Origin of the sequence: Nostoc sp. 'Lobaria pulmonaria (5183) cyanobiont', from assembly GCF_002949795.1 — a bacterium.
In the GTDB taxonomy this organism is placed as follows: domain Bacteria; phylum Cyanobacteriota; class Cyanobacteriia; order Cyanobacteriales; family Nostocaceae; genus Nostoc.
Genome location: NZ_CP026692.1, coordinates 738,264 through 754,780, shown reverse-complemented (window position 1 = coordinate 754,780; position 16,517 = coordinate 738,264). Strand labels below are relative to the sequence as shown.

The following is a 16,517-nucleotide window of genomic DNA, read 5'->3' as shown; positions in this document are numbered from 1 at the left end:
CTTGTACCCGTACTCAGACTAACATGTTATCAAATTTTAAAGAATTGGTATAACTCTTATTCTTATTTTGAGAGTTGATTATGAAACAGATAGAAGCAGTTGTTGGTAACATCAACGATTTAAATGATGGCGAAATGCGACAAGTGTCTGTCGGCGAGACAGAAATTTTATTAAGTCGTATAGATGGAAAGTTTTATGCCGTCGGCGCACACTGCACTCATTATAAAGCGCCACTGGCTGAAGGGGTACTGAGTGGACATCATGTTGTTTGCCCCTGGCACAATGCCTATTATGACGTAACGACTGGCGACCAACAAGAGCCACCTGGTTTGGATGCTTTAGCTTGTTATAAAGTACGCATTGAAGGTGAAAATGTCATTGTCAGCGTACCAGAGGACACTAAAGGATTGCGATCGCCGGCAATGGCGAAATTCGACCCTAATGTTGATGGGCGGACATTTGCGATCTTAGGCGCAGGGGCAGCGGGTGTCCATGCCGCAGAAACTTTGCGAGTAGCTGGATATCAAGGGCGAATCGTGATGATTACTCAAGATAACAAGCTACCCTACGATCGCACCAAGCTGACTAAAGACTACTTCATTGGTAAGACATCCGCAGAGGAAATGCCTTTGCGATCGCCTGATTTCTTCAAAGAACACGCGATTGAAGTGCTGTTGAATAAGCGAGTTGAACAGGTGCAAACAACGGCAAAAACGATCGCCTTTACCGATAGCGACACAGGCGCGTCTAGTGATTCATTAACCTATGATGCCTTACTAGTAGCAACAGGAGGAAAACCACGCCAGCTAGATATTCCCGGTGCAGACTTGCAAAACATTTTGACATTACGTAGTTTTCAAGATACAGATCGCATCTTGACAACCATCAAGCAAAAAGGACAAGCGGTAGTCATTGGCTCCAGTTTTATCGGCATGGAAACGGCAGCTGGGCTGAGGCAGCATGGCTTAGAAGTAACTGTTGTTTCACCGGATTCTGTACCTTTTAAGAAAATTCTGGGCGAGGAAATTGGCAAACTATTTCAGCAAGTCCATGAGAAAAACGGCGTTTCCTTTAAGTTTGGTAGGAAAGCGGTGCAATTTGAGGGTAGTGACAAGGTTGAAGCTGTAATTTTAGATAATGGCGATCGCTTAAAAGCAGATATTGTAATTGTCGGAATTGGCGTACAGCCTGCAACAGACTTTCTTCAGGGTATCGATTTGCATCCTAAAGATGGCAGTGTTGTTGTTGATGAATACTTGCGTGCAGGTGATGGCATCTATGCCGCAGGTGATATTGCCCATTATCCCGATTGGCGGACAAACGAATCGATTCGGGTTGAACATTGGCGAGTCGCAGCACAGCAGGGGCGAATTGCCGCTCAGAACATGACAGGGAAAGCAGTCAAATTTAGAGGGCTTCCTTTATTCTGGACAATGCAATTCGACTTTCCGTTACGCTACATCGGACACGCCCAAAGTTGGGATGAAATAATTGTCGATGGGGATTTGCAAAAACAGGAATTTATCGCTTTTTATCTGAAAAACAATCAAGTCTTAGCAGTTGCAACCAGCCATCAAGATACAGAAACAGCAGCGATTTCAGAATTGATGCGCTTGAACCAGATGTTAACTGTTGATGAATTACGGCGTGGTACAGTTGATTTGATTAACAGAGGACAGCCTGAAGTTAGTAGTAAGCGCTAAGGCATATATGACAAACATCACTGAGCGCTATGACATTATAATTATCGGTACGGGAGCAGGTGGAGGTACGCTAGCCCACCGCCTCGCACCCACAGGTAAAAAAATTCTAGTGCTGGAACGAGGCGACTTTTTACCGAGAGAAAAAGATAACTGGAATCCCCAGGAAGTCTACCAAAAACATCGTTACCACACCGATGAGCAATGGTATAACAAAGAAGGCAAAGTTTTTAAGCCTCAGACAGGTTACTGGGTTGGCGGCAATACTAAACTCTACGGTGCAGCCTTAATTCGATTCCGGGAGCGAGATTTTGAAAGGGTAATTCACAAGGGAGGAATTTCTCCAGAATGGCCGCTCAAGTACTCAGACTTTGAGCCGTACTACACACAGGCAGAAAAGCTGTATGACGTGCATGGCCAAGCAGGAGAAGACCCAACTGAACCACCTCGCAGCGAAGCATATCCTTATCCGCCAGTGAGTCATGAGCCGGATATGCAGTCCCTTGCTGATGGCATCCGCGAACTGGGTTATTACCCATTTCACCTACCACTAGGATTAAAGCTTAATGAAAGCGATCGCACCAAGAGTCCCTGCATTCGTTGCGATACTTTTGATGGATACCCCTGTCTCGTACACGCAAAAGCTGATGCCGATGTTAACGCCATTCGTCCTAGCCGCGAGATGTATGCCAATTTCACTCTTTTAACTAATGCCAAAGTCTTGCGGCTGCATACCAGCGAGTCGGGACGAGAAGTGACGAGGGTAGAAACTGAAATTGCCGGGGAAAAACATTGGTTTACCAGCGATATTGTCGTTGTTGCTTGTGGTTCTATCAACTCAGCAGCCTTGCTGTTACGTTCTGCTAACGATAAGCATCCCAATGGATTGGCAAATAGTTCCGATCAGGTGGGACGGAATTACATGAAACAGCTGGAAACCGCGATAGTTTCCATACACCTAGAGGTGAATCACGCTAAATTTCAAAAAACGATCGCTGTCAACGATTTTTACTGGGGAGAGCCGGATTTTCCTTACCCAATGGGCATGGTGCAAAATACTGGCAATGTACTAGCAGATATGATTCCCGCAGAGGCTCCGCCACTCATGGCTCCATTTATCAAGCTGATTCCTAATTTTGAGAGAAATTTGCTAGCCGAGCGATCGGTTGGCTGGTGGTTGCAAACAGAGGATTTACCAGACCCAAATAATCGGATTCGTGTGGTGGGCGATCGGATTCATGTTGATTATACATTGAACAATATTGAAGCAAGCGATCGCTTAATCCATCGTTGGACATCTGTACTCAAGTCAATTCCTCATTCGGCTAAAAGCGTCTTGCCATTTAGCATTTATCCCCGCACTCAAATACCTGAACAAGCAGTTGCTCATCAATGTGGTACTTGTCGATTTGGTACAGATCCCAAAACTTCAGTCCTTGACCTCAATTGCCGTACCCATGATGTCGATAATCTCTACGTGGTAGATAGTAGTTTCTTTCCCTCAAATTCAGGTGCTAACCCGACATTAACGATTATGGCTAATGCGTTGCGCGTTGGCGATCTGCTTGCAGCAGCGTTTCGCTAATGCATAATAGCTGAACGATTGCAATAGTGATTGATTTAATTTGTAAGGATAAAAAGGGCAAACATTATGACAAATGATGAACGGCAAATTACACCACAACAGCAACCACAGATTCAATCTCAACAGAACGAGTCAGAAGGTATACAATCCCATCCTTTGGCTACAGGTCTAGGTACTGTGGGAGGTGGCGTTGCAGGAACGGCGTTAGGTCGCTCCATTGGTGGTAAAGTGGGTGCTGCAATTGGTGGGATTGCCGGGGCAATTACTGGTGGCATTGCAGCCAATAAGCTGGTAGAGTATGCTGAAGAATTAATTGAAGAAATCCAGCCGACAAGTGGATTAGGATTAGGAGCCGATCGCAAACCAATTGAACTACCCTCTCATTATTCTTGGGAAGAATTACAAGCTTTATCAAAACCTTCAGCAATTTACAAGGCTTAGAAGGGTTTAATATCAGGTTTGGTTAAACACTTATAATATATGTAGGTTGGATTGAAGAACGAAACCTAACATTTTATTCTAGTTAATGTTGGGTTTCACTGTTATACCCCAGTGGCGAAGCAAGCTATAACCCAACCTATATATAGCAATCCTAAATGAGTAGTAAAAAATATAGATAAGGAAACGAACCGCCAAGAACGCCAAGGACGCAAAGGGAAGAAAGAAGAAAGAGATATATCATTTTCACAAATGATTTAGGACTGCTATATTTTGAAAAACATTAGTTTTACTTTTCAAAATTTCAATATGTGAATATACTTTATTAGCTTTAGAAGGGCAATCTACTAAACCCTTTCTATATTCTTCAAGATAAGCCAGAAACTCCTCTATTACTTGATAGCAATTGTTCGTAATCCTTTGGTGTATCAATATCGATATTTCCTAGTGGAAATGGAATAGAAAAAACTTCATTTAGGTTATTATTAATAACCCTTTTTGCTCCTGAAGTTTCTTTTAAAGTAGCAAGCTCTGAAAAAAATGTCTGATTAAATAAAGCAGGTACACCTAGTGTATCTCCATATTCACAAGCAATAATCGGTTTTTTTGTAGAATAATATGCATCAATAAGTTGATTAATAAGTTGGTGAGTAACAAATGGCTGGTCGCAAAGTGTAATAACTACTGCTTCTATTTTTTGCGGAAAATTATTTAAAAATTCAATCCCACTCTTGATTGAAGCACTCATTCCACAAGCCCAATCCAAGTTTTTAACTACTCTAACGGGAAGTTGCTCGATTTGGGGATGAATCTGTTCTGCGTTGGCTCCTAGTACTACTACCACAGGTTGACAAACTGAAGCGATCGCCATTTCTGTAATGTATTGTAACAAACTACGTCCTTGGTAAAGCAATAGTTGTTTAGGTGTACCCATCCGTGTAGATGCACCAGCAGCAAGAATCATAATCGCTATGGTTGATTTTTCATTGTCTATAGTAGTCATAAAAACTATGTGGTGAGTAGCAAGTTTGAGTTGCTTTCATCGTATTGGTGAATTGGTTGATTGCGATTTCTTAAAAAATTACCACTGCGATTTGTTAGCACTGCTTGAATTTCTGCAATAATAGCGATCGCTATTTCTTCGGGTGTATCTGCTCCGATGTCAATCCCAATCGGACCATGCAATCTGGTTAATTGCTCAGTAGTATAAACTATTCCTTGCGAACCTAAATCTTCAAGCAATCTTTCAGTACGCGCCTTTGGGCCTAAAACCCCTATGTAGCGTGCAGGAGATGGCAGCAACGTTTTCAAAATTTCCAGGTCATCAAGATAATTATGCGTCATCACTACAGCAACTGTGTTGACATCTATAAATACCTGTTTTTGGACAATTTCTCGCCGAGTCAGAATCACATCACAAGCTATTGGAAATCGCGCTCTAGTTGCCTCATTAGCTCGACAATCGACTACAGTAACGTCCCAACCTAATGCTTGAGCAAACTGTGCTACGGGTATAGCGTCATAACCTGCACCAAATATTACTAAAGGCGTGGGTGGTTGAATGACTTCAATAAAAACTTCTGCACTGCCTAAAGGTAACTGATAGTTTTTTACACTAGACTTTTGATTAGTAAAAGCTGCTTGAGTATCTGCAATCAAAGATTGAATTAAATTCGGATCTTTGATGTCGGTGATAATTTTACCATTTGGATACACCAGTAAGCGCGACCCAAGTTTCACATCTACCCCGCCTTCAAAAGCAAAGACTGTAGCAATAATACCCAAATGTTTTTTATGAAAGCACTCTTGTGTAAAAGCGATCGCATTCGGTGAACTTTCTGTTTCAAGACGTTCGATCAGAACTTGCACTGTCCCATTGCACCCCAGACCAAAGCCCCAAAGAATATCTTCAGAGGCGGTGTTATCGTAACTAACAACAATTGGTTTGCCATCTGACATTCGTTGTTGAGTATGCTCAAATACGTCGTTTTCCAAGCAACCAGCGCTGATTGTTCCGATCATCCGACCTGTATTTGTCATCAGCATTTTGGCACCCGGTCGGCGATAGGTTGAACCTTGAGTTTTGACTACAGTGGCAAGGAAAGTGATTTCGCCATTTTTTTTACTTGACTCGAAGCCTTCTAAAATTGCTTGTAATTCGTTCATTTGATTACTGATTTTTCTGTTTCTAGCAGTTTGATGAACTTGAGTAGACAGTCCCAATGAAAACAATGTGATAGACTGTGCCATTGTGCATTGCTGCTAGTGTCAAACACTCCTTCGATTTGCCGCTCATTAACGATTACAATATATGCGTTAGATTGAGGTGCGATCGCGGTGTTCTGCTATCCAAGATAAACGAAAATACCACTGAAATCATGCCCCGCAGGATAGTTGCCAACTTTAGTCATATAGTTGAAGACTTAATTACTAGTTTGCGTCAGTGTTATACCTTGCTGATTGTGACGCATAACCTAGCGCAAGCCAAGCGCATCGCGGATCAAGTTGCTCTGTTCTGGGTGCAGTCCGGTGTTGGGCAATTGATTGAGTTAGGTTCAGTGCAGCAAATTTTTGAGTACCCCCAACATCCCTTAACAGCAGCTTATGTCACAGGTGCAAGAGGTTGATTTGAAATAATTATACTCCCACTGCAATAAAGACGGCGTTGCTGAATCAAGGGATGAATTTTACCTATTGAAATGTAAAACTCCTCATTCTCTTTGCGCCTCTGCGTAATATAAATTCATATTCACACTCAGCAACGCCCAACAAAGACAGGACTTTGAGCAATTCTTCATTGCACCCATTATCAGTCAGTGTATGCTGCATTATTATATACTTCACTACTAGGTGGTAAATTTAATGGTACATTGAACGCACACACATCTGAAGCACTACCAGGCATAAATACAAATTCAACCGGAATACCATTTTTTGTGGTTAATAGCTGAATCACCTCATATAAATACATAATTTTATGTTATCATTTGTGCCACAGGAAATGAAAGACCCTGCTCCTTACCATCTATTGACAAGCATCGTTGCTCCTCGCCCAATTGCCTGGGTGTCTACAATTAGTGCCTCTGGAATTCCCAATCTTGCCCCGTATTCCTTTTTCAATGCAGTAGCAGGTTTTCCACCAACTATTATGTTCTCAGTCGCATATCGTAGACATGAGCCAAAAGAAAAAGACACGTTACGCAATATTCATGAAGTTGATGAATTTGTGTGTCATGTGGTGGATGAAACACTGTCTCAGGCAATGGTTCAAACCGCAACGGAATTTCCCTATGGAATTAACGAGTTTGAAAAAGCCAACTTAAAAGCTATTCCTGCTACAGATGTCCGACCATTGCGGATTGAAAGCTCACCAGTGGCAATGGAGTGTAAAGTCACACAAATAGTTGCAGTGGAAGGAACCAATAATGTAATGGTATTGGGTCGAGTGTTACGATTTCATGTGCGTGAAGACCTATACCGCCAAGATTTGGGGTTAGTTGATACTGTAGGGATGCAGCCGATTACGCGTTTAGGTGGGCCAGTTGAGTATACAAATATTGGGAAACTATTTGAGATGACAACTCCAAAAGTATGATGGGAGGTTAATTTACAAAGAAAGGCAGTGGGCAGAAAGCACAAGGAAAGAAGTATTAATCAAAACTTTACTGACCCTGACTTTGATAGAATTCGCCAAGAGCAACTGTTCTAAATTTCAGTTGATGGTTTTTTGTAGCAAGTGAACGATTAACATTACCGTAAAGATTTAAGTCTTTTATTCAAATGAATTCATACACTGAAACAAAATTTCTTGTTGGTGATATTCCATACCAAATATTTATTCAATATTACAGCGATCGCAAACACCAGAGTTCCGGCAATCACAACTCCATCGGCTGTGAGATTTTGCCGCACTCGTGGCATCAAAATTGCACCGAGAATCGCCCCAAATCCAAAGCAACCGAGTAGTAAACCATACCCACCCACCTGCTCACTGTCGCAAATCCTGTTGTGCTACCAAAGGCAGCAATGCTAACAAAGCACTCGTGCAACTACGTTACAGCAGAATTCAAGTATGAGAGAAGTCATTAGCCAAGCTCCCGCCGTGTCCTCCATCCAACCGCCAATGTTGGAGACAATTGAGGCAATCTGGCGATCGCGAAACAAAGATTTACGGAGCGGACTCCAAGCAGAGATTGTCAAAGTAATTCGTAATTGATAATTCGTAATTCGTAGTTGCAATCAGTTCAGGATTGTACCCTCCACTGATTTTAAACCACCAAAATCTCTGATTTGGCGGGGGCTATGACACCAAGTAATTACGAATTACGAATTAGGAATTAGTAATTATTTGGTCATAACTGCGGTATGCAAGTATTTACTTCAGCATTCGAGGAGCGGGGCCACGAGTTGTATCTAATCCTGACACACGAGGTAAGGTAATCGTCTTGCCTGTTTGTGCGGCTTCGTAAATCAACGCTATCAGTTTTTGGTCTTGCAAACCTTCTTCACCAGGCGTATGGGGTTGTTTATTTTGAATCACACAATCTGCCATGTGATCGATTTCCAAAGCAAACTGATTTTTCTCACCTATCCGCACTTCGCTAATGTTTTCTGCCATGCTATTCGTTGGTGATTTGCGCGAAATCATCATCCGCAAACCGTTGTAGGAGAACCCCGGATCAAGTTGCGCCCAAGCATCAGAACCGAAGACACGAAAGCGACGTGCTTCGTGGAAGCCGTAGCTAGTGGAGCAAATCCCTAGTATCCCACTGGGAAACCGCAATTGGAAGGTGACACTTTCTTCCACTTCTTTGAAGCGGGTATCGCCAGGAGTGCTGAAGATTTGGGCGCTAATTGCGATCGGTTCCTCTCCCGTCAAATAGCGAGTTGCATTCAAGCAATAAACTCCCACATCCGGTAAAGAGCCACCTCCAGCTAAGGCGCGTTTCAATCGCCACTGGTTTAAGTCACCGCCTTGGTTTTGGCCATTGTCTGCCTGAATCACCTTCACAGTTCCCAATTCTTTGCTGCGGATCATCTGAATCATGGCGCGATGATGCGGCTCATATTGGCAGCGATAAGCAATCATCAGCTTGCGATCGGCTTGTTTGCACGCATCAATCATTTGTTGAGCATCTTCGACTGTGGTTGCCATTGGCTTTTCACACAGAATGTGCTTTCCTGCTTTCGCACCACGCACCGTATATTCCCGGTGCATACTGTTAGGCAATACTATATAAATCACGTCAACGTCTGGATTGTTGCGGAGATTATCGTAATTCTGATAGTTGTAAACGTTCTGCGGTTTGATGCCATACTGCTGTGCAACAAGATTTGCTTTGGCAGCATCACCACTAACTAATGCAGTTGGCTTTGCTAGTTTACATTCTGCAAACGCAGGCATGATTTCTTCTAATGCTAGTCTCCCTAGTCCAACGATCGCAAACCCCAAACGTCGCTCTGGGGGTAATGCAGTTGGTGGCCCACCTGTATCAACCTCAGTCTTTTCTGAGATGGGCGGAAACTGAATCTGAGACGGTAAGGGGCCTCCGCGTGGGGTGGCTTGTCCAGTTGGCTGTTGGGCAACAACCTCTTGGCCCATACTACCAATTGCGGTGGCTGAAATGGCTCCTAACCCAGCAGTAGTGAGAATCTGACGACGAGAAAATTTTCCTTTAAACACTTCAGGCATCGTGGTTCCTTAATGATGAAATTTTGGATTTAGTACAACAATTCGTAGCGAATTAAATTTGGAAATACCCTGCAATGCCAATGCGTCGCCTGACAATGCCAATGCGTCGTCTGACAATGCCAATGCGTTGACTAACAATGCCAATGCGTTGACTAACAATGCCAATGCATTGCCTGACAATGCCAATGCATTGCCTGACAATGCCAATGCGTTGACTGACAATGCCAATGCGTTGACTAACAATGCCAATGCGTTGTCTGACAATGCCAATGCGTTCCTCTGCAATTAAAAATCTACGCTCTTACGCAAAACTGTACTTAGAGAACTCGAAGAAATAAATTATCTAATTCCTTCATGCAACGCTAATATTAGATTTTTCTGGCTAAAACTCTTTAACGTAGATGCAGAGCGATTTGCCACAGGCTATCGCCTTCTTGACGAGACACTACGCGTAGCTTGCTACTTTGCAGAAGTACGCGTAGCGGACGCAAAGGGAAAGAAGAAATGTTTAACTGAACTGTATTGCCTTATGGGGTAGTGCTTGGAGTTGGGGTAGTGCTTGGAGTTGGGGTACTAGTTGAACTTCCAGGATTAATAAGAGAACGAACTTGTTCCAGGTGTGCTGTGAGGGTTGGTAGCTTTTGAGCCGCAAATGCTTTCACATCTGGATCTTGTCCCTGTTGAGCTTCAGTTTCAAATGCGGAGACATCCTTTTGATGATCTTTAAGCATCTGATTCAAATATTCGCTATTAAACTTAGCACCAGAAAGTTTAGATAAGCGCTGCTCGACTTGCTTATTTGTGCTATTGAGAGTAGTTGGAAGCGTTACACCTTTTTGAGTCGCCAACTGTTTGAGTTCATTGTTTACCGGGGTGTGATCGTCAACCATACGCTGTCCATACTGTTTTACCGCATTGCTAGCTCCACGTTTTGATGCCAGTTTTCCTAATTGGACTTCTGCTAAACCACCTTGAGCGGCTTCAGTCATAAACTGTCTGTCTGAAGAACTGAGGCTATTTTGCCCTGATGGAGTTGGTGAAACAGTTGGTGAGGCAGTTGGTGAGGCAGTTGGTGAGGTAGTTGGTGAGGTAGTTGGTGATGCAGTTGGTGATGGACTCTCAGTCGTTTGTACAGGCACAGCAGATGGAGCTTCCGATGTAGTCTGGTCATGGGGAGTACTTGGTGTGCAACCAGTCGCCAAAGACAAGGCGATCGCTACTATACCAGTAGAAAATATTTTGAAGTTGGACATAATTGTTCTCCTTGGATAAAACTAGATTTTCAAACGTCGAATGAAAAATAAGTGCGATCGCACAGTTGAATACGACCATTAATGCTGAAATCACGAAGCAGATGCCGTCGGTGCAAATTGTGCAAATAGATTCAACATTTCCCGATTGAATGCAGGGATATCATCTGGTTGACGACTTGTCACCCAGTTTCCATCTACTACAACTTCTCTATCTACCCAGTTACCACCTGCGTTACTGATATCATCTTGAATTGTGTAATAACTAGTTAAAGTGCGTCCTTGCACCAAGTTGGCAGATATTAATACCCAAGGCGCGTGACAAATCACAGCGAATGGTTTACCTGCTTGTTGCATTTGTTGTAAGAAAGATTGCACTTTCGGCCCCATTCTCAGCATATCAGCATTGAGTACGCCACCAGGCAACAACACTGCATCGTATTCGCTTGCTTGTGCTTCATCAATAACCCGATCAACATTCACAGTCGTGCTTTTATCGTGATGCCGAAACGCTTGGATTTGTCCAGATTTGGTTGAGAGAATTTCAACCTGTGCGCCAGCTTCTTTGAGTGCCTTTACGGGTTCTGTGAGTTCAGCCTCTTCAAACCCATCGGTTGCTAATACTGCAACTCGTAAATTTGTTAATTTAGCCACGATCATCTCCATGTTTTATCCAAGAATTTGCAGTTATGATTCAACGGTTACTCCTGCTTCTAACTCCAAAGCTTTGATGAATGCCGATGCATTTTCTTCTCCCCACCCTTGATTAACTGCTGTTTTAATCGTTTCTCTGACAATTGCCGCAGCAGGCATTGGAGAATTTAAATCTTGGGCAAATTGAGCGATCAGATTCGCATCTTTGAGCATGTGCTTTAACGCAAAACTCGGCGAAAAATCACGATTCACCAGCATCTTGCCCATGCCGTCAAAAAGCAGCAATCAATACCGGGGTAGCAGTGAATCCTCTGGATTTTTGGGAAAATGCATTGAGTCAAGTGACACAAGAATTTATTTTGAGAGGATGTGCGTAACTCACACCTGCAAAATTGTGTCACCGATAGCGTAGCGTCACAGCCCGTCGTAGACATCGCTGTTAGCATTCAGAAAACGGTTAATAGTATTAATATTTACCCCAGCCAAGCTGGATTCATAGCTGTACTATCATTTTGGGTTGTGGTCTTATATCGTTCGTACTGCCCTTTAGCTGCTGCCTCACGGGTACGCGCTAACAGTGCTGTAACTCGTGCCTGATCCATCGGCTCAAACGTGCGGACTGCCTCAAAGGCTTGGTCTAAAATTCTCATGCTATCGATGCCCGTAATTACCACTGAGGTGGGCAAATTCATTGCGTAGTGCAGGCAGTCAATCGCGCTAACCGTGTTGCTTCTAAGAATGTAAGACTCCCCGATCGATTTCATTCCCAGGACACCAATGTTGTTTTTGACTAGCACAGGTAAAACTTGATGTTCAAAACTTCTAAAATGGGCATCCATCACATTTAATGGCATCTGCACGGTGTCGAAGCGGAAATCATTTTGTGCAGCAGTTTCCAACATTTGAAGGTGAATCTGGGGATTCTTATGTCCTGTGAAACCAATATAGCGAATTTTGCCCGCTTTCTGCGCTTCAACAACTGCCTCCATTGCGCCGCCAGGAGCGAAGATCCGATCGGGGTCTTCAAAGCGCAGTATTTCATGATGCTGCACTAAATCGATGTGATCGACCTGCAAATCTTTGAGCGATTCATCAATCTGCATTTTGGCAGCGCCTTTGGTACGACCGTCGATTTTCGTCATTAGGAAGACCTTTTGACGATAACCATTTTTAAGAGCATTTCCCATCCAACGGTGGCTACGTCCGTTGTTATAGTCCCAAGAGTTATCCATAAAGTTGATGCCGCGATCAATCGCACTGCGGATCAGCTTGATACTTTCTTGTTCCTCTTCAATTTTTCCAATGTGATACCCACCTAAGCCAATCACAGATACTTGTTCTTTGGTGCGTCCAAGGCTGCGATACAACATCTCGCCGCGTCGGGTTGAAGTGGGTGTTTGGGCTAGCAGTTGAGTATTTTCATCAACAGGTTCTGTTTGAGCGAGGCTCGGTTGCAAAAATCCTTCCGAAACCGCAAGTCCTGCTGCCACTAATCCCGAAGCAGAAGCAGTTTTTAACAAGCTGCGTCTACTGATTTCCATAATTGTCTCCTACAACCAACAACAGGAACGAGCTGTATAATATCACGGCTATCTGGCACAGAGACTCTAGCTAAGGTGTGTTTTGAAACATACTCCGCAAGATGTATTCCCAATGCAAGTTGATGTATTCCCAATGCAAGTTGATGCATTTACAATGCAAGTTGATGCATTTACAATGCAAGTCGATGCATTTACAATGCAAGTCGATGCATTCACAATGCAAGTTGATGCATTCACAATGCAAGTCGATGCATTCACAATGCAAGTCGATGCATTCACAATGTTTACCCTTTGTTTAAGCTTGCCCGATTTAAAACTTTATCTTACTGATATATTTTTAGTTTTAATGGGCACATCAGAGGTGTACTATACTAGTAGATACATTTATGAGTATCCAAGATACTTCCATTCACCTTGGCTTTAAGTTCATTACTTCTTTTTTTCCCTTGTTGGGCTTACCATTACAGGCACTAAAGTTTTAACTAAACCCGTAATCGCCACAATCACAGAGGTAATTCCCCCAATGGATAATGAAGTCAAAAATGCCGCCGCGAGGATGATTTCAGTAGGACTGTATCCATCTCGCATCCAAGAAGATGGATTCTCTACCGATGTTGGCGATGCAGGGATTAATTGCGAATGGGTAGTTTGATTGGAGTTGACTGGAGTTGTTAAGGCACTCTAGAAATGGAGAGAAAGTAGAAATTAAGTAGAATCAAGAAGAAATCTTACAAGCTGTCTATGCAATGGGTTGATTTTCTCACCAATGAAGCTGCTACTCATAGCTTATCGTCAGAGCAAACGGCAGCTTTTGTAGAGCGTTTGAAGAATGAAAACTTAGGTAAGAGTCAGGTGAAACTTGCCAGTGAATTGAATATCGGTGTTGGTGTTTTCAAAAAGCTGATGACTAAGGTGTATAACAAGTTTGCTCAGAGTTATCCTGAGTTAGCGACTTCTAAGAGTCGGGGCAAACTAGAAAAGTTACGGGCTTGCCTGAGAGCAAAATATAATGGCAGCCAAGACTTCGGCGTGAGCGCTCAGTCGAACGCTGCCCACACCACAATTAAAGAAATTCATCAAAATATTCCCCCTGCTGTTCCATTTGAAAAATTTGTGGGACGTGAGGCAGAACTACAAAAACTGCACTCCTCATTACAAACATCTCGGCAAGTTGCCATTGTAGCTAGGGCGGGTATGGGTGGTGTGGGAAAAACTCAACTGGCTACTCAATATGCCAAACAGCACTTGCAGAATTATCAAGGTGGGGTTTGCTGGTTATCAGCGCAGGTAATTGATGTCGGAATTCCGATTCTCAGATTTGCCCAATTGAAATTTAACTTCATTGCACCGGATGAGTGGGAATTAGCAGATAGGCTGAAGTCCTGCTGGGAGAAGTGGCAACAAGGTGAAGTGTTGCTGGTGTTTGATGATGTCACTGACTACGAAACACAGGTTCAGCCTTATCTACCCCCAGAATCACCCCGGTTTAAAGTATTGCTGACAACGCGCCAGGAATTTAATAAAACTTTGCCGCAATTACGTTTGGATGTCCTCAAACCATTGGCGGCGATGAAATTATTAAAATCGCTGGTTGACAGGGAACGACTTAAAAACGAGGCTTGGGTTGCCAGAAGAATTTGTAAATTCTTGGGATATTTGCCTTTGGCGTTAGAGTTAGTGGGGCGATATCTGGATACAATACCAGATTTGTCTCTGGAGATACTACTAAAGCGGCTAGAGAAAAAGCGACTGGAACACGAAGCAATAGCTAAGGCTAACCCATTGATGCGTTATGAATACGGCGTTGCTGAAGCTTTTGCATTGAGTTGGGAACAGTTAGATGAGAAAGCACAAGGCTTAGGCTGTTGGCTGAGTTTGTATGCTTTGGCTGACATTCCCTTATTTGTTGAGGCGATAGAAAATGACAATGAACAAGAATTCTGGGATAAAGCTATAGCCCAGTTGCAAAAACTGCATTTAATACAATGGCAGGCTAAAGGAATTTATCGTCTACATCCACTGATTCGGCAATTTTTCCAAATGAAGTTGGATGAGTCAAGTGAGGCAGATAATGTGAAAACTGCTTTTGTGGCGCTGCTGGTAGAAGTGGCAAAGCAAATTCCTCAACAGCCTAACCCTGAAGATATTTTCAATCTCACTTCCGCTATCCCCCACATTGCAGAAATTGCAACCCATCTATCCCAGTATCTCAGTAACGAAGATTTAATTTGCCCTTTCACAGGCTTAGGCTGGTTTTATCTAAATCAAGGACTTTATCAGCAAGCAGAACCTTGGTACAAAGTATGTGTAGAGGTAGCTGAAAATCGTCTTGGTTTAGAACATCCCGATGTCGCCACTAGTCTGAACAATCTCGCAGAACTCTATCATTCTATAGGACGGTACAGCGAAGCCGAAGCCCTGTATCAGCAAGCTTTGTCACTGAGAAAACGCTTACTGGGAGACAACCATCCCGATGTCGTTACTAGCCTGAACAATCTCGCAGGACTCTACAAATCTACAAGACTCTACAGCAAAGCCAAACCCTTGTTTGAGCAAGCTTTGGAATTAAGCAAACGCTTACTAGGAGACAACCATCCGCTTGTCGTCACTAGCCTGAACAATCTCGCAGCACTCTATCATTCTATAGGACGGTACAGCGAAGCCGAACCCCTGTATCAGCAAGCTTTGTCACTGACAAAACGTTTACTGGGAGATAACCATCCCGATGTCGCTACTAGCCTGAACAACCTCGCAGTTCTCTACGAATCTACAGGACGTTACAGCGAAGCCCAACCCCTGTATCAGCAAGCTTTAGAATTGAGAAAACGCTTACTAAAAGACAACCATCCCGATATCGCCACTAGCCTAAATAATCTCGCAGAACTTTACCGTTTTACAGAACGCTACAGCGAAGCCGAACCTCTGTATGAGCAAGCTTTAGAATTGAGAAAACGCTTACTAAAAGACAACCATCCCGATGTCGCCACTAGCCTGAATAATCTCGCAGAACTTTATCGTTTTACAGAACGCTACAGCGAAGCCGAACCTCTGTATGAGCAAGCTTTAGAATTGAGAAAACGCTTACTAAAAGACAACCATCCCGATATCGCCACTAGCCTGAACAATCTCGGATTACTCTACGGTTCTACAGAACGCTACAGCGAAGCCGAACCCCTGTATCTGCAAGCTTTAGAATTGAGAAAACGCTTACTGGGAGACAACCATCATCATGTCGCCAATAGTCTGAATAATCTGGCATTACTCTACAAATTTACAGGACGCTACAACGAAGCCAAACCCGTGTTTGAGCAAGCTTTGGCGATTTGTGAGCAGACTTTAGGTGTAGGTCATCCCAATACAATGACGATAAGGGGAAATTATGCAATCTTTTTAAGAGAAATATATCGCTAGCGATCGCCTCTTGCACGATACGCGAACGCACCTCTGACAAAATCACACCATAACCCTTCACTTGTAGAAATCTTTGCCCAACTGCAAGCAAAAATTGATGCCACACAACAGTTGTAGTTTAAATTTTAGGAGCGATCGCCCATCAATTCTAACTTCAAACAGCGATCGCTCCCTGATATCTAAATTAAACTGAAAAATAGAGCGACGCCGAATAGCCCGTCGTAGACATCGCTTACCCATTTCAAG

The 16,517-nt window shown here is 43.3% G+C and carries 19 protein-coding genes and 1 pseudogene; 8 read left to right on the top strand and 12 right to left on the bottom strand.

Annotation, left to right across the window (positions count from 1 at the left end; translation table 11 throughout):
* Nucleotides 1-80 precede the first annotated feature (80 nt).
* From NLP_RS03180 to NLP_RS03170, 3 genes are all read left to right on the top strand, one after another.
* Nucleotides 81-1,703: an FAD-dependent oxidoreductase gene (locus tag NLP_RS03180; protein ID WP_104905113.1), complete on the top strand. Its 1,623-nt coding sequence runs from the start codon at nt 81-83 to the stop codon at nt 1,701-1,703.
* Nucleotides 1,704-1,710: 7 nt separating this feature from the next.
* On the top strand, nt 1,711-3,285 hold the full coding sequence (locus NLP_RS03175; RefSeq protein ID WP_104905112.1) for a GMC oxidoreductase: 1,575 nt from the start codon (nt 1,711-1,713) through the stop codon (nt 3,283-3,285).
* A gap of 66 nt (nt 3,286-3,351) precedes the next feature.
* Nucleotides 3,352-3,726, top strand: a complete 375-nt coding sequence (locus NLP_RS03170) for a colicin V family bacteriocin (protein WP_104905111.1) — start codon at nt 3,352-3,354, stop codon at nt 3,724-3,726.
* 364 nt (nt 3,727-4,090) lie between these two features.
* On the opposite strand, the gene NLP_RS03165 is transcribed toward NLP_RS03170, so the two are convergent.
* Nucleotides 4,091-4,726, bottom strand: coding sequence for a nucleotidyltransferase family protein (locus NLP_RS03165; protein ID WP_104905110.1), 636 nt, complete (start codon nt 4,724-4,726; stop codon nt 4,091-4,093).
* 5 nt (nt 4,727-4,731) lie between these two features.
* Nucleotides 4,732-5,973 carry an XdhC family protein gene (locus tag NLP_RS03160; protein WP_325034717.1) on the bottom strand — a complete coding sequence of 414 codons (1,242 nt, stop codon included), beginning with the start codon at nt 5,971-5,973 and terminating at the stop codon, nt 4,732-4,734.
* Between NLP_RS03160 and NLP_RS33990 the strand changes: the two genes are divergently transcribed.
* A complete protein-coding gene (locus NLP_RS33990) occupies nt 5,967-6,350 on the top strand; it encodes a hypothetical protein (RefSeq protein WP_199784749.1) in 384 nt (127 codons plus the stop codon). The two genes, NLP_RS03160 and NLP_RS33990, sit on opposite strands and share 7 nt — an antisense overlap.
* Before the next feature lie 185 nt (nt 6,351-6,535).
* Here NLP_RS33990 and NLP_RS35965 read toward each other — a convergent pair.
* Nucleotides 6,536-6,700 (bottom strand): annotated as a pseudogene (locus tag NLP_RS35965) (IS982 family transposase); the annotation flags it as partial.
* Nucleotides 6,701-6,724: 24 nt separating this feature from the next.
* On the opposite strand from NLP_RS35965, the gene NLP_RS03150 reads away from it, so the two are divergent.
* Nucleotides 6,725-7,318, top strand: coding sequence for a flavin reductase family protein (locus NLP_RS03150; RefSeq protein ID WP_234017189.1), 594 nt, complete (start codon nt 6,725-6,727; stop codon nt 7,316-7,318).
* A gap of 191 nt (nt 7,319-7,509) precedes the next feature.
* Here the strand turns inward: NLP_RS03150 and NLP_RS03145 are convergent, their stop codons facing one another.
* The 8 genes from NLP_RS03145 to NLP_RS03110 form a co-directional block, all read right to left on the bottom strand.
* Nucleotides 7,510-7,707 carry an MFS transporter gene (locus tag NLP_RS03145; protein ID WP_104905108.1) on the bottom strand — a complete coding sequence of 66 codons (198 nt, stop codon included), beginning with the start codon at nt 7,705-7,707 and terminating at the stop codon, nt 7,510-7,512.
* Between the two features lie 45 nt (nt 7,708-7,752).
* The gene (locus tag NLP_RS03140; protein WP_234017344.1) at nt 7,753-7,887 is read right to left on the bottom strand and encodes an MFS transporter; all 135 of its coding nucleotides are present in this window, start codon (nt 7,885-7,887) and stop codon (nt 7,753-7,755) included.
* A gap of 211 nt (nt 7,888-8,098) precedes the next feature.
* Complete coding sequence (locus NLP_RS03135; protein ID WP_104905106.1) at nt 8,099-9,415, bottom strand: Gfo/Idh/MocA family protein; 1,317 nt, start codon at nt 9,413-9,415, stop codon at nt 8,099-8,101.
* Between the two features lie 9 nt (nt 9,416-9,424).
* On the bottom strand, nt 9,425-9,700 hold the full coding sequence (locus NLP_RS03130) for a hypothetical protein (protein ID WP_234017188.1): 276 nt from the start codon (nt 9,698-9,700) through the stop codon (nt 9,425-9,427).
* Between the two features lie 242 nt (nt 9,701-9,942).
* Nucleotides 9,943-10,668 (bottom strand): DUF4142 domain-containing protein, encoded by a 726-nt coding sequence (locus tag NLP_RS03125; protein ID WP_104905104.1) that lies wholly within the window; start codon nt 10,666-10,668, stop codon nt 9,943-9,945.
* Nucleotides 10,669-10,758: 90 nt separating this feature from the next.
* Nucleotides 10,759-11,325 (bottom strand): type 1 glutamine amidotransferase domain-containing protein, encoded by a 567-nt coding sequence (locus NLP_RS03120; protein ID WP_199784748.1) that lies wholly within the window; start codon nt 11,323-11,325, stop codon nt 10,759-10,761.
* A 27-nt stretch (nt 11,326-11,352) separates the two neighbouring features.
* Complete coding sequence (locus NLP_RS03115) at nt 11,353-11,577, bottom strand: NAD-binding protein (RefSeq protein WP_234017187.1); 225 nt, start codon at nt 11,575-11,577, stop codon at nt 11,353-11,355.
* A gap of 215 nt (nt 11,578-11,792) precedes the next feature.
* Nucleotides 11,793-12,860, bottom strand: a complete 1,068-nt coding sequence (locus tag NLP_RS03110; protein ID WP_104905103.1) for an aldo/keto reductase — start codon at nt 12,858-12,860, stop codon at nt 11,793-11,795.
* An 82-nt stretch (nt 12,861-12,942) separates the two neighbouring features.
* Here NLP_RS03110 and NLP_RS32730 point away from each other — a divergent pair, with 82 nt between their 5' ends.
* The 3 genes from NLP_RS32730 to NLP_RS03095 all read left to right on the top strand — a co-directional run bounded on the left by NLP_RS32730 (nt 12,943) and on the right by NLP_RS03095 (nt 16,271).
* Entirely contained in the window at nt 12,943-13,284 is a 342-nt protein-coding gene (locus tag NLP_RS32730; protein WP_234017186.1) for a hypothetical protein, read from the top strand.
* Between the two features lie 99 nt (nt 13,285-13,383).
* Nucleotides 13,384-13,512: a hypothetical protein gene (locus tag NLP_RS35460; RefSeq protein WP_267894906.1), complete on the top strand. Its 129-nt coding sequence runs from the start codon at nt 13,384-13,386 to the stop codon at nt 13,510-13,512.
* 89 nt (nt 13,513-13,601) lie between these two features.
* The gene (locus tag NLP_RS03095) at nt 13,602-16,271 is read left to right on the top strand and encodes a tetratricopeptide repeat protein (protein WP_104905101.1); all 2,670 of its coding nucleotides are present in this window, start codon (nt 13,602-13,604) and stop codon (nt 16,269-16,271) included.
* 57 nt (nt 16,272-16,328) lie between these two features.
* On the opposite strand, the gene NLP_RS32725 is transcribed toward NLP_RS03095, so the two are convergent.
* Entirely contained in the window at nt 16,329-16,511 is a 183-nt protein-coding gene (locus NLP_RS32725) for a hypothetical protein (protein WP_158680264.1), read from the bottom strand.
* Nucleotides 16,512-16,517 lie beyond the last annotated feature (6 nt).

What these genes read in the sequence shown, in the direction of transcription:
- NLP_RS03180 (WP_104905113.1), top strand. Translation starts at nt 81, where the DNA reads ATGAAACAGATAGAAGCAGTTGTTGGTAACATCAACGATTTAAATGAT.
- NLP_RS03175 (WP_104905112.1), top strand. Translation starts at nt 1,711, where the DNA reads ATGACAAACATCACTGAGCGCTATGACATTATAATTATCGGTACGGGA.
- NLP_RS03170 (WP_104905111.1), top strand. Translation starts at nt 3,352, where the DNA reads ATGACAAATGATGAACGGCAAATTACACCACAACAGCAACCACAGATT.
- NLP_RS03165 (WP_104905110.1), bottom strand. Translation starts at nt 4,726, where the DNA reads ATGACTACTATAGACAATGAAAAATCAACCATAGCGATTATGATTCTT.
- NLP_RS03160 (WP_325034717.1), bottom strand. Translation starts at nt 5,973, where the DNA reads ATGGCACAGTCTATCACATTGTTTTCATTGGGACTGTCTACTCAAGTT.
- NLP_RS03150 (WP_234017189.1), top strand. Translation starts at nt 6,725, where the DNA reads ATGAAAGACCCTGCTCCTTACCATCTATTGACAAGCATCGTTGCTCCT.
- NLP_RS03135 (WP_104905106.1), bottom strand. Translation starts at nt 9,415, where the DNA reads ATGCCTGAAGTGTTTAAAGGAAAATTTTCTCGTCGTCAGATTCTCACT.
- NLP_RS03125 (WP_104905104.1), bottom strand. Translation starts at nt 10,668, where the DNA reads ATGTCCAACTTCAAAATATTTTCTACTGGTATAGTAGCGATCGCCTTG.
- NLP_RS03120 (WP_199784748.1), bottom strand. Translation starts at nt 11,325, where the DNA reads ATGATCGTGGCTAAATTAACAAATTTACGAGTTGCAGTATTAGCAACC.
- NLP_RS03115 (WP_234017187.1), bottom strand. Translation starts at nt 11,577, where the DNA reads ATGCTGGTGAATCGTGATTTTTCGCCGAGTTTTGCGTTAAAGCACATG.
- NLP_RS03110 (WP_104905103.1), bottom strand. Translation starts at nt 12,860, where the DNA reads ATGGAAATCAGTAGACGCAGCTTGTTAAAAACTGCTTCTGCTTCGGGA.
- NLP_RS35460 (WP_267894906.1), top strand. Translation starts at nt 13,384, where the DNA reads ATGGATAATGAAGTCAAAAATGCCGCCGCGAGGATGATTTCAGTAGGA.
- NLP_RS03095 (WP_104905101.1), top strand. Translation starts at nt 13,602, where the DNA reads ATGCAATGGGTTGATTTTCTCACCAATGAAGCTGCTACTCATAGCTTA.
- NLP_RS32725 (WP_158680264.1), bottom strand. Translation starts at nt 16,511, where the DNA reads ATGGGTAAGCGATGTCTACGACGGGCTATTCGGCGTCGCTCTATTTTT.